This window comes from Actinomadura vinacea, assembly GCF_039532545.1.
GTDB lineage: Bacteria > Actinomycetota > Actinomycetes > Streptosporangiales > Streptosporangiaceae > Spirillospora > Spirillospora vinacea.
The window spans coordinates 434,782-446,684 of the sequence record NZ_BAAARW010000011.1 but is presented as its reverse complement, the minus strand read 5'-3'; the positions used below and the strand labels follow the sequence as shown (position 1 = coordinate 446,684).

The following is an 11,903-nucleotide window of genomic DNA, read 5'->3' as shown; positions in this document are numbered from 1 at the left end:
CCCCGGCGGAAACCCATAAGACCCACCCCCGGGTTAAACCCGCATTAGCCACGCCCCCTCCGGGACGGTCGGACGAGGTCTGAGGAAGTCGCCAAGGAGCCCTCTCACCAGCCAAAACGTCCGGGGCAGTCGCGGCGAGTCGAATCAGATCGAGCCAAGTTGGCTCCCGTTTCTGGCTCCCGTGGCTCCCCGGCCAGAGAGGAGGCGATCACATGTCCCTCAAGATCACCGAAACCACGATGGCCGTCGTCCTGGACGGCAAGACCATCGCCACCGCCACCCGCACCCCCACCGGTTGGCAAGTCACCACATGGCCGACGCCCCTGGACCGCAACGGCGCAATCACGGCCCTGACACTCGCCGAACTCACCATCACCCATGGCAAGGACGACCCGTGTGTCATCGACCTTCGCGAGGAGCTGGCCGGTGGTTGACCGCCTCACCCGCATCACGACGGCTCTCGCCGTCGTCGCGGTCGCCGGTGTGGCCGCGATCATCTCGTACCGCCACGCGTACGAACTCGTCCGGTCCCACGGCGAGACGGGCACGACAGCCCGTCTCGTCCCGTTCACCGTGGACGGCCTCATCTGGGCAGCGTCCATGGTGATTCTGGACGCAAGCCGCCGCAAGCAACCCGCGCCAGCGTTGGCCAAGTGGAGCCTCTCCGTGGGCATCGTGGCCACAGTCGGCGCCAACGTGGCGCACGGCACGTCCTATGGCCACATAGGCGCCATAGTCAGCGCGTGGCCAGCACTCGCCCTGGTCGGCTCATTCGAACTCCTGATGACCCTCACCCGCAACGCAGCACGCGTCCCGGACGAGGAGCACACCAGAACGGAGCAGCCCGAGCCACCACACACCGAAGTGGAGCAACCCGCACCGGCATGAACCAGGAAGCCCCAGACACGCCCACCGGGCCGTGTCTGGGGCTTTCTCTTGCCCGCTACCCGAGCGGTGCCGCACTGGACCACACCCGCTCAAAGCTCTCCAGATACGTACTGGCCATGTCTCCGTCTTCGGCTCGGCGCAGGTGCAGCACCGGCGCATGGGACGCGGCTATGCCGTAAGCGTGCGGGTTGATCAGAAGATCGCCATCAGCCCGGTAGATCGAGTTGTAGAGCACCGTGTCATGGAGCCGGATCTCGACACCGTCCACCCCACACAGCGCCCGGTAGTGGACGAGAGCATTGCGGATCTTCGCCGCCATCGACTCGCCCACCCCCTCGTCACTCCCGCGCTCTGCGACGCACGTCCCGTCCGGGTCACCGAGCAGGATCCGCACACGGGCGCCCCCACGTGCTCTCTCAGCGAAAGCGCGCAGGATGCCCATGTCCTCAGCCAGGAAGAGACCCGCGTAGGCCAGGACGCCGATTTCCTCCCGCGCACCCTCGAACAGGCGTTGCCACACAGGACGAGGAACGGCCCACCGATGTGGGTAAGTCGCGAGGATCTCGACCACCGGCCTCTCAGCCCACTCACCGGCCTCAACGGCGTGCGGCCACAAGTCCGCCTCATCCACCCCCAGCAACTCAGCAACGCTTGCCCGATGACGCCGGTACGGCACCCGCCCGGCGACCCACCGCCGGACGGTCTTGGGATCCACGCCCAATCGTGACGCGATACCGGCTTCGGTGAGCTGAGCATCGGCGAGCGCACGCCGCAACAAGTCGTTCACCGGACCTCCCGGAGGGACAAGGTACGAACGACGCTAACAGAAGACGTCCCAAGACGTCCCTAGATGCCGATGGAGAGGTCCCAACCCGGACGCGAGGCTCAAGGCACACGGCGAAAGCCCACCAGGAACACCCGCTGAGGAGCCCATCATGTCCATCTACCGGCCCAGTAAGGCCGCCCTCCCCGAGACAGCGGCCGATCAGGCACTCGCCGATCTCCGCAGGGACTTCACCGGTCACCGCATCTGGCGTTCGTTGCGCCGCGACGGACGACTCGGGGACTGGGTCGCCAGCTTGCATGACCCCACGGCCGGAGTCGACCCCACGGTGATCCAATCGGATCCCACCAAACTGCGCGAGGCTCTCATGGCCGAAGCCGAACGGGCGAAGGCCAAGCGCACGGAGCACCGGTAATGACGCCGGAACGCCGTCCGCCCACCGGGGCGCGGTCGGCACCCATCCCCCCGGATGCACCGACCGCGCCCTTTCTGCCCGAGTGCTCGGGGCCGTGGCGAGCACACCGCTACCTCGACCGGCTTGCCCGAGCCATGCGCCGCTACGGCTGGACGGCCGAGCTCCGTTACGCCCAACAGCCCCCGATCCTCTTGCGCGTGTACTCGGAAGCAGTCCCGTGCATCGGCGAGAGCGTGAGCGTCCTCCAGGAGAACGGAGCTTGGTGGTACCGAGCCAGCTACGGTGTATGGCTCGCGCAATGCACCAACGTCCCGCTCGCCGCCCAGAGACTGAGCGTCCTGCTCACCCCGTGGGTATCAGCCGCACTCGGGGACGGCACCAAGTGACAGCCCGCCGCACGGCATGGGGGGCGTACGCCCAGATCACCGATGCGCTACGCCAACGCATCACCGAAGGCACCTACGCGCCAGGCTCACAGCTACCGGCCGAGGTCGCTCTGTGCGCCGAGTTCAGCGTCACGCGCAACACCGTGCGGCGGGCTCTGTCCACCCTGCAAGAAGAAGGCTTGATCAAAGTCCACACCGGCATAGGTCGCTTCGTTCACGCCCCGCCCGAGACACACCCCCAGTACGCACGCATCGCCGCAGACCTGCGACACCAGATCGAGAACCGCACCCTCACAGCCGGCGACCGCCTACCAAGCGAGGCGCGCATCTGCGAGCGCTACGGGGTTTCCCGCTTCACAGCCCGCCACGCGCTCAAGTCGCTAGAAGCCGCTGGCCTGGTGACCTGCGTCCACGGCAAAGGACGCTATGTCCGCCAAGACGTCCCCAGATGAGCCACAAGCGCCCGTGGATGTCCACCAGCGTCCCCGTAGCGTCGCACCCATGAAGAACTCAGCCGCTTGGGCCCGTGAACTCGCTCGCAAGAACCTAGAAGAGCCGCTCCCCCGTCGCTGGGCACACACCCAAGGCGTAGCCCGCCAGGCCCGCACGCTCGCCCCAATCCTCGACGACAACGCCGACCTCCTAGAGGCCGCCGCCTGGCTCCACGACATCGGTTACGCCCCCGACCTAGTCGCCACCGGCTTCCACCCCCTAGATGGCGCCCGCTACCTCCGAGACGTCCACCAAGCCGACGACCACCTGTGCCGCTTGGTCGCACACCACTCCTGCGCCCTAATAGAAGCTCGCGAACGCGGCCTTGCAAATGAGCTAACGAGAGAGTTCAGAACAGACGAGCCAAAACTGGCCAAGTCACTGGCCTACTGCGACATGACCACCAGCCCGGACGGTGACGAACTGTCCGTTGAGGAACGGCTATCAGAGATCATTTCTCGGTACGGAGACGGCCACCTCGTGACCCGATCGATCAATACCTCATCTCCGCACCTGATCGAAGCCGTGTATCGCGTGCAAGATGCATTGATTGCGCGCAACTTGGGCCATCTTGACGTAAATGATCTCTTGACGCCGGGCCGGTAGGCGGCAACTGGTCCACCCCGACCCAGTGCGGGTAGATCGGCCGACGTACTAAGCACTCAGGAGGACGTCCCCAGGGCGCACATCCAGGGCACACGGGCTCGCGATCACGTGTTAAACGGCGAGAAACGTTGATGACTAGAGAGCCCGGGTCAAGGGGAGGTGGCAGGAGCCCGTGCAGTGGCAGTGAGTGCCTGCGAAGAACCCGGCCTACAGGCCGGCGGCCGGAACTCGGCTGGCCAGGCGTCGGCGCCCGGTTTGAGGTCAGTGCGGGATCACCATGCAGAACATGCCGGGCTGCTCGACGAGCGGCACTAGGCCGCCACGGGGCCGGACTGATCACGTCCCTACCGCCAGCCGGTCCCCGACCTGCGAGGAAACCCCCATGGGACCTCGCGACAAACCGATGCAGACAGTTAGGTGCTGTCTGCCTGCCACACCAAGCTACAAGGCCTCGCCCCCATAAGTCCGGAACCATCCAGCTCGACGGCTACAACGGCTCTTGGTATGAGGCTCCAACCTCACCACCGCTTGGCCCCATGCTCCCGCGCGACGCGCGAATAGCAGTGGACGGGTGGCTCCGCGAGCAGATAGCCGCTTGTGGACAAACCACAGTGTTCACACGCCCAGGACAGTAGCAAATTCATCACGAGACATGTTAAGTAGCTGGAAAATCCTTCAAGCAAATCATCCATGGCACTATCGCTCGTGACACATCCAGGAGCAACGGATGTCGCATTGGGTGCGACCGCATTTCCGCGAAGGACGGCGGGTAAGAGGACACTGGAGGAGAAACCCCGGTGGCCAGTCCGGTGCCCCAAGGCCGACTGGAAGCGGGATTGTGATCGCTATCGCGGCCGTTGTCGCGGTGGCGAGCATAACGGGCATCGGTATTCTAGGGTCAAAAGCGAGCAAACCAACCCATTCCCAGTCAATCGAGGATAAACTGTCGAGAGAAGCTCGGGCGGGATTTAGACGAGCCGACGCTGCATTGAAAGCAGGTCAGCTTGAAACAGAGTTGTCAATGGATTTTGATACTGACTGCACAAGACATTCCGAAGGGAAAATACGTGATTATTTTCAATCGCATCCATGTAAGCGCATGGCACGGGCATACATTCAAATCGGCGACATCCACCGAGATCTGATACTTGTCGCTATCTCATGGGTGGAGATGCCTAGCGCCACCTCAGCCAAAGAATATATGCAGCTAGTCGACACCGATGCAGGTAACGTGATTGAACTCTCACGTGAGACCAAGCCATTCAAGAACATCACCTTTGAAGATCGAACCTACATATCTGGAATAAAGGAGATTTTCGTGTGGCATGTTGAAGTTAAGCCTACATTTTCGACAACGCCTGACTCTGTCATCAATGACATCCTCGCGAGATCTCGACAACAATAAGAATGACGCAGTGAAACCGCACGCGCCGCCGACTCGGCGCCTGGACCTCCGCCTCTGCTGATGCGCCGGCTACGGGTCCAGGCCAACGCCGGTCGGCAGGCGCGAAGAGCAGAACGTACCGGGCCGCTCGATGAGCGGCACCAGGCCGCACGGGGCCGAGCTGGTTGCGCACGTGCCGCTGGCCGGTTCCCGACTTGCGCGGGGACCCCGCGCGGGGCCTCACGACGGGCCGATGCGGGCAGGCAGGTGCGGCCCGTCCGCCGATCCAGGCTACGAGGCCCCGCCCCCACGCAAGTCCGGAACCGTCCAGCTAGTCAATTCAGCACCACTGCTTGCGCCCCATGGAACACTTTCGGTATTTTCGTGCTGCTCAAACGAAACCACACCGTTGGAAGGAGATTTGTGTGAGTGAATTCGAGGATAGAATACGTAAATGGCTTCAGGAGCAAGGCTACCCTCTAGAACTCCAAGTGGCAGAAATTCTTCGGACAGTCGCGACCGGATGGAGTCATTGGCGCAGCTACATAGATCCAAACACCGACAAGGAGCGTGAGATCGATATTATGGGATATTTTGATGATGAGCCACTCTCGGTTCACCTTGTATTCGAGTGTAAGCATTCCGGTGACAAGCCATGGATCCTATTTTCTACCGATCAAACATACACGGACCCGCAGAGCCTCCTTCGCGCCGTTCCTGCTACTATCGAAGCAAGGAAGATGTTGCGCCGAGGTTTCACCAGAATAATTAGGAAAAGTATTGAACTACTAAAGCCTCCTGAGCGTCTTGGCTTCAATCTCGTAAAAGCATACTCGGGCAACCAGGATGCCGCCTTCCACGCGGTGTATGGCGTAACAAATGCGGCCATTGGGAGCGCTCGACTCGAAGATGAAGATTTGGCTACCGGAAGTACGGCATTCATTCCCGTAACCGTAGTTGATGCCCCTCTATTTCAATGCTATCTGCCGCAGGGTAGTGAAGATCTAGTGATAGAACGCATAGAACACGGGTTGCTCATCAGGCATCTCGTTGACGGGGAATCTGTACTAATGCACATTGTCACAGTGAAGGAATTGCCCAACTTTCTCGATAGTATCAAAACAGATATCCGCAAGATTAATTCAGTCCTTTCTGGATTGTAATTGTGGAAAGTATCCGGCCTGCAGGCCGGGCCATCTTGATCGTCTCGCCTTCGAGTAACCAAGTGGATGACGACGGGTAGGATCTAGCATCGGACGATCACGGACGATGGTGGACTATCTGGCCAGGTCGGAACCGGAATCAGGCAACGTCCAGAAGTTGATCAGGATGCTTCACACCGAAGAGGTCACCGGCGAGGGCAGATGCTCCACTTGGTAGAGCCATTCGGGCACTCTGGTGTCAACGATTTCTTGACGTTGGATCAGTCGCCAATGACTGGGCCATCCTGCCCACCAGCTCAGGCGGGTCGGTCGTTATGCCGAGCGCTCAGGGATGCGTCGTCGGAACGGGCACATCGAGGGCACATGGGCTTGAGATCATGTACGAAACAACGAGAAGCGTCGAGGGTCAGCACGCCTGGTGAGAGGACATGTCGGTAAGAATCCACAGGTAGCTAATGGTGCCCGCGAAGAACCCGGCCTACAGGCCGCCTCGCCCCGGATCAGTGACCCGTGAGTGTCAACAGACGCCGGGTAACCACGTGAGCGGCGATCAGCCCCCGCACCTCTGAGTCTATGTTCGAGCCCTTCCTGCTGTCTCAAGCACGGGTCAGGAGACGATCTCCCAGTGGAGCACCCCGGCTCTGACCTGAGGACGGTAGTACCGGATATCGCGCGCCCGCTCGACTGCGTCGGCGATATCGGCGATCATCGCGGCGAGTGAAGGCCATAGCTCGGGGATGTTCACGTCGTCATGCCAGAACTCTCCGACCGCCCCCCGGGTGGGACGTCGGTCGACGAACAAGTTGTCACCGGTAATGCGTTCCGCGAAGGGGACCCACAGCGGATGCCAGAAGACGAACTCGGCGTCTGCGTCCGGATCCTCGTCGCCATCGTCGTTCGCACCGTGGATACCGGTGAGCATCTGATGGGTGTGCACGATGCCGTCCACCGAGAGCAGCGCGTGCCCGCCGGGCAGAAGGCAGGGTCCGCCACCACCCTCCCAGAACGAACCACTCCCCGGCGCGCAGGCACAGGTCCCGTCATGCAGGGATAACAGAGTCACCAGATCGGACGGGAAAGCCATGCCGATCCGTTCCTCGGCGGCCGCGATGTGCTTCGACTCGGCCGGCGCCCTCAAGGTGGCGTGAGTCACCGGGGCATGGTTGATCAGCCACGCCTCGAAACGCGCCCAAGACTCTTCGACGGGGGAAGTGACGCTCATGCATCGAAGGATGGCAGCAGCCACCGACAGATGTTCCGACTCACGGGACTTCCAGAGCGTTACGGCCAGAGATCCGTGGCTGCTCAGGTCAATGGACACCACGGTGACGCCAGAGAAGTGCGCCTCTACTTCCAAACCTGGGGACCAGGCGGGGACCACACGCCATACCCGTGGCCGAACGGGCACCTGATCAGCGAACTCCGAACACACGTTCGAGTCGTGCTCTGAGCTGCGAGAACCACTCCCCCCCACCGTCCTGGGGGTCAAGGGGGCGCGAGCTGTGACCGGTAGGTGCTAGGGTCGGCCGATCACAGCCGTTCAGGTGATGATCGGCTGTTGCCGGTTCTCCAGGTAGTGACCGATACGGAGACGCATTGAGCGGTCCATCTGTCGCTCTGTTGCCTGGTCCGCGGGTATCCAGCAGACCTCACGTGACTCGTCACTGGTTGTGGGGGCACCACCTGTGGGACGGGCTGTGAGCAGGATGGAAAACTCTTGGCGGACTTCGTCGTCGCTGGTGTAATGGATTACGTGTTTGGGGTCGCTGTAGATGCCTACAAGGCCGGTGATTTCTACGTCTATGCCGGTCTCTTCTTTGGTCTCGCGGACTGCGGCTTGAGAGACGGACTCGCCTAGGTCGATCGCACCGCCGGGTAGGGCCCAGTTGTCGTTGTCGGTGCGGCGGATCATGAGGATCTCGCCCTTATCGTTCTCGACTACGACATTGACGGAGGGGACGAGGCTGTTGGCCTTGGGAGCGTTGGGGTCGTCGTAGTAGTCGATCCTGCGGCCCATGAGTCAGTCCCCCGGTATCGGTGTGGCGCCTTCCCAGACGCGCTCGAAGCTTTCGAGGTAGATGTTGACCAGCTCGCCGCCGGCTATGCGGCGCAGGTGCCACACGGGCGCGTGAGGGGCTGTCACGCCGTAGACGTGCGTGTTGATGAGGAGCTGATCGTCTGCTCGGTAGATCGAGTTGTAGAGGACCGTCCGGTGAAAGCGGAACTCTACGCCGTCCTGCCTGCGGAGATTCTTGTAGAGGACGAGGGCGTTGCGGATCTTCGCCGACATAGCATCGTCTACGCCCTCGTCCGTGCCTCGTTCGGCTACCTGGGGGCTGTCCGGGTCGCCCAAGAGGATGCGCACGCGTACTCCGGCGCGGGCCTTCTCGGCGAAGGTGCGTTGAATGCTGGCGTCTTCGGAGAGGAAGAGTCCCGCATAGACCAGGACTCCGATCTCTTCCTCGGCTGTTGAGAACAGACGTCCCCATGCGTCCCTTGGCACGGATGAACGGTGCGGGTAGATGGTGACGAGTTCGCTTCCGGACACGGAGGTGACTTGTTCCGTGGTGAGTGCGTCGGGCCAGAGGAAGTTCTCATCGACGCTCAAGCGTGAAGCCACTGCGTAGCGGTGCCGCCGGTAGGGGGTGCGATCCTTGGTGATCCACCGTTCTACGGTCTTCTGGTCAACGCCGATTGACTCGGCGAGAGCTGCGATCGTCAAGCCCTGTTCGAGCAGCGTTGCGCGTAGGCGTTCGTTCGGCATGCACCCGTCCGGCTCCCGGGACGTCCTAGGACGCGGTCAACCCTATGAGGACGTCGTGAACACGTCCAGCCATGTAGTGATCTCGTCCCCCGGGTCAGGCGCACTCTCTTTCTCGTAAGCACACCGACCGCCCGAGCCGCCCCCGCCGGACACGGGCCTTACGAGAGGAGTGATCACACATGATCCTCGTCCTGGCCTCGCTCATCGCCATCTTCCTTGCCGGTTCCGTCTGCGGGATCTTCGCCATGCTGGTGATCGGCATCCACGCCGAAGAGCGTCGCGTCACCCGTGGCCGTGCCGCTTCCTCGCGGGCCGGCACCGCTTCCCGGCGGTTCCTCACCACGCAGACGTGCGATGACCTTCCGACTCGCCTCACGGCGGGACGGTGACCATGCGGATGCCTCGCACCATCACCGGCTACTCATGCGCGTGCGGCGCGCGGATCGAGCCAGGGAACCGGAAGTGCCGCAAGTGCCGCGCCCGCGCCCGATGGCTTCGGCGGGGGCGCGGCTCCCGGTTTCCGGACCTTTGGCTCTGAGGAGGCACCCGTGACCGTCTCCGTTCCCCTGGTGGTGATCCTCGGCGCCGTCGTGTGGTTGGCATGGCGCTACATGGGTCTGCGCGCCTGGCACATCGCGGTGTGCCTGCTGTTCGGGTTCTTCCTCGCGGCCACCAGTGCCGCGCCGGAAATCCGACGGCTGGTGACCTCTCTCGTCCAGCTCCTCAGCCAGCACTGACGTTCCCGACCGAAGGGAGGGATGCCCTAGTGCCCGATGTCCCTGAGTACGTCAAGATCGACATACAGGAGGTCCGTACCCGAAACCTCGCCGCACGCGAGATCGTGTCCGCCTTGTCCGACGCGATGCCCAGCACCTCGGATTTGTGGTTCCGCATCAACACCGCGCTTGCCGATTCTCCCAAGCTCACCTCGGAGATCAGGCGGCTTCTCGCCACGTTGGCCAAGGTGCGGCGTGATCACGCGAACCTGGTGGCCGCCGGCCGCGCCACCCTCCACGCCCATCACGACGCCGAGCCTGACGCGCTCTACTACCTACGCGATGAGCTGCGGGCTCAGGGGCACCTACCCCCGGATTCCTGGGGGCGCGCATGAGTCGTACACGTCAGATGCGGCGGCACGCCCGCAAGATGCGCCGCAACGGACTTCAGCCGATGGTCGTCATCAACGGCGATGAGCAGCTCCCCGAGCTTGCCGGGATCGTCTTGGGGCGCATGCTGTGGCGGTACCGGTCGGAACTCGCCCCGTTCTACGTCGCGGTCACGCTGGCTCTCGGCGGCACCGTCCTGCACACCACGAATCCGGGATGGTGGCCGTACCTTCTCGGCGTCGCCACGGTGGCCGCGTGGATGCTCGCGATGTTCGGGGACCGGTTCGGGCTCGCTCTGCGCAGTGAGCGTCTGTACGGTGCGACTGTCGCTGTAAGCGGCGGGGGTTGGCTCGCCGCCGTGACCGCCTTGGGCATCACATTCCGGCCGCTCCCTCAGATCCTCGTCTGTGGTGGGTTTGTGCTTGCCGTGCCCTGGTGGGTGCATCGGCGACGCCGCGCCAAGGTTCGTGTGGACCGACAGATAGCCGCGTGGCCCGAGATCGCGCAATCCATTGGGCTTGCTGGCTCCCGCGCACAGTCCGCCGTGGCGGACGTGTGGGGATGGCGCGCTCGGTTCGCGCTGGCCCGTGGGCAGACGATCGAGGACGTGATCGCGAAGGTCCCCGCGATCGAATCGGCACTCGGCACGTTCCGAGGAGCTGTCCGCGTCTTCCCAACTCGGGACAGCAAGGCCAATCGGTTCGAACTGCGGGTACTCAACACCGACCCACATGCCGATGCGCTCCCGTGGCCTGGATCGTCCGTCTCGTCTATCGCCGAGCCGATCGACCTGGGGCCGTTCGAGGACGCTACCGGCGCGCGTGTTCTGCTACTGCGTCGCCACGGGCTCATCGGGGGCGTGGCCGGCTCGGGCAAGAGCGGAGGCATCAACGTCCTGATGGGGAACCTCAGCGCGTGCCGAGACGTGGTCATCTGGGCCATCGATCTCAAGCGGGGCATGGAGCTTCAGCCGTGGGCATCGTGCATAGATCGTCTCGCGACGACGCCCGAGCAAGCCCGCGCGCTGTTGCGGGATGCCGTGACGGTTCTGGAGGCTCGGGCCGAGTGGCTCACGGCGCGGGGACGGCGCGTATGGGAGCCGACCCCGGAGTTTCCCGCGCTGGTGATCGTCGTTGACGAGTACGCCGAACTCGCCGAGGATGCGCCCGATGCGACTGGTGACACGGACTCGATCGCTCGGCGCGGACGGGCCGTTGCCGTGACTCTCGTTGCGGCAACTCAGCGACCGACGCAGAAGGCCATGGGGAAGGGTGCCGTCCGGTCGCAGATGGACGTTCGCGTGAGCTTCCGCGTCCGGGAACGTAAGGACGTCGATCTCATCCTTGGGCAAGGGATGCTCGCCGCGGGATGGCACGCCCACACGCTCAACGCGCCCGGTAAGTTCCTTCTCTCCGCGCCGGAGCATGACACGCCTCGTCGCGGGCGCGCGTACCTGCTCACCGACGAGGTTGTGAGCGAGACGGCTCATCGCCATGCCGCCGTGCGTCCAGCTCTGGACGAGGTCTCTCGGCTGGCGCTGGACGAGGCCCGTACGAGGCCCGTGGCCACGGTTTCGGAACCGTCCGCGCGGGTCGAGCCCTCCCGTGAGGAACGGGCCGAGAGCGTTCTGAGAGAGGCTCTGGACGGCGCGCCGGACGAGGGACTCCCGATCGCTCACCTTCTGATGATCACGGAGATGAGCCGGCCGACCCTCTACCGGCGGCTCAACGATCTCGTGAAGCGTGGCCGCGCCGTCCAGGTGGGGCGCGGTCGCTACAAGGCGTCCGATCACAACCCGTAATCGTCTCAACGTCTCGTCTCACGCGCGCGTCTGCACGTAAGGGGCGCAGAGACAAGCGTGAGACGAGACGGAGACGAACACCCACCGTAGTCAAGGAGATGATCGCCTACCCGC

Annotated in this window: 15 protein-coding genes; 11 read left to right on the top strand and 4 right to left on the bottom strand. The window is 63.4% G+C overall.

Annotated elements, in window-relative coordinates:
• Positions 1-212 precede the first annotated feature (212 nt).
• Entirely contained in the window at positions 213-434 is a 222-nt protein-coding gene (locus ABD340_RS13770) for a hypothetical protein (protein ID WP_344589299.1), read from the top strand.
• Complete coding sequence (locus tag ABD340_RS13765) at positions 427-888, top strand: DUF2637 domain-containing protein (protein ID WP_344589298.1); 462 nt, start codon at positions 427-429, stop codon at positions 886-888. The genes ABD340_RS13770 and ABD340_RS13765 overlap by 8 nt, the downstream gene beginning before the upstream one ends.
• Positions 889-943: 55 nt before the next feature.
• On the opposite strand, the gene ABD340_RS13760 is transcribed toward ABD340_RS13765, so the two are convergent.
• Positions 944-1,675: a helix-turn-helix domain-containing protein gene (locus ABD340_RS13760; RefSeq protein ID WP_344589296.1), complete on the bottom strand. Its 732-nt coding sequence runs from the start codon at positions 1,673-1,675 to the stop codon at positions 944-946.
• Positions 1,676-1,823: 148 nt separating this feature from the next.
• On the opposite strand from ABD340_RS13760, the gene ABD340_RS13755 reads away from it, so the two are divergent.
• From ABD340_RS13755 to ABD340_RS13735, 5 genes are all read left to right on the top strand, one after another.
• Positions 1,824-2,087, top strand: a complete 264-nt coding sequence (locus ABD340_RS13755; RefSeq protein ID WP_344589295.1) for a hypothetical protein — start codon at positions 1,824-1,826, stop codon at positions 2,085-2,087.
• A 382-nt stretch (positions 2,088-2,469) separates the two neighbouring features.
• Positions 2,470-2,925 carry a GntR family transcriptional regulator gene (locus ABD340_RS13750; protein ID WP_344589294.1) on the top strand — a complete coding sequence of 152 codons (456 nt, stop codon included), beginning with the start codon at positions 2,470-2,472 and terminating at the stop codon, positions 2,923-2,925.
• 49 nt (positions 2,926-2,974) lie between these two features.
• Positions 2,975-3,571: an HD domain-containing protein gene (locus ABD340_RS13745; RefSeq protein WP_344589292.1), complete on the top strand. Its 597-nt coding sequence runs from the start codon at positions 2,975-2,977 to the stop codon at positions 3,569-3,571.
• An 838-nt stretch (positions 3,572-4,409) separates the two neighbouring features.
• Entirely contained in the window at positions 4,410-4,976 is a 567-nt protein-coding gene (locus ABD340_RS13740) for a hypothetical protein (protein ID WP_344589291.1), read from the top strand.
• A gap of 404 nt (positions 4,977-5,380) precedes the next feature.
• Positions 5,381-6,118: a hypothetical protein gene (locus tag ABD340_RS13735; RefSeq protein WP_344589290.1), complete on the top strand. Its 738-nt coding sequence runs from the start codon at positions 5,381-5,383 to the stop codon at positions 6,116-6,118.
• Between the two features lie 607 nt (positions 6,119-6,725).
• Here the strand turns inward: ABD340_RS13735 and ABD340_RS13730 are convergent.
• The 3 genes from ABD340_RS13730 to ABD340_RS13720 all read right to left on the bottom strand — a co-directional run bounded on the left by ABD340_RS13730 (position 6,726) and on the right by ABD340_RS13720 (position 8,882).
• A complete protein-coding gene (locus ABD340_RS13730) occupies positions 6,726-7,340 on the bottom strand; it encodes an SMI1/KNR4 family protein (RefSeq protein WP_344589289.1) in 615 nt (204 codons plus the stop codon).
• A gap of 318 nt (positions 7,341-7,658) precedes the next feature.
• Positions 7,659-8,135, bottom strand: coding sequence for an NUDIX domain-containing protein (locus tag ABD340_RS13725; protein ID WP_344589288.1), 477 nt, complete (start codon positions 8,133-8,135; stop codon positions 7,659-7,661).
• A 3-nt stretch (positions 8,136-8,138) separates the two neighbouring features.
• Positions 8,139-8,882 (bottom strand): helix-turn-helix domain-containing protein, encoded by a 744-nt coding sequence (locus ABD340_RS13720; protein WP_344589287.1) that lies wholly within the window; start codon positions 8,880-8,882, stop codon positions 8,139-8,141.
• A gap of 179 nt (positions 8,883-9,061) precedes the next feature.
• Here ABD340_RS13720 and ABD340_RS13715 point away from each other — a divergent pair, with 179 nt between their 5' ends.
• From ABD340_RS13715 to ABD340_RS13700, 4 genes are all read left to right on the top strand, one after another.
• Positions 9,062-9,271, top strand: coding sequence for a hypothetical protein (locus tag ABD340_RS13715; protein WP_344589286.1), 210 nt, complete (start codon positions 9,062-9,064; stop codon positions 9,269-9,271).
• 159 nt (positions 9,272-9,430) lie between these two features.
• Entirely contained in the window at positions 9,431-9,619 is a 189-nt protein-coding gene (locus ABD340_RS13710) for a hypothetical protein (protein WP_344589285.1), read from the top strand.
• A 29-nt stretch (positions 9,620-9,648) separates the two neighbouring features.
• Positions 9,649-9,993 carry a hypothetical protein gene (locus tag ABD340_RS13705; protein WP_344589284.1) on the top strand — a complete coding sequence of 115 codons (345 nt, stop codon included), beginning with the start codon at positions 9,649-9,651 and terminating at the stop codon, positions 9,991-9,993.
• A gap of 59 nt (positions 9,994-10,052) precedes the next feature.
• On the top strand, positions 10,053-11,789 hold the full coding sequence (locus tag ABD340_RS13700; protein ID WP_344589283.1) for an FtsK/SpoIIIE domain-containing protein: 1,737 nt from the start codon (positions 10,053-10,055) through the stop codon (positions 11,787-11,789).
• Positions 11,790-11,903: the final 114 nt, after the last annotated feature.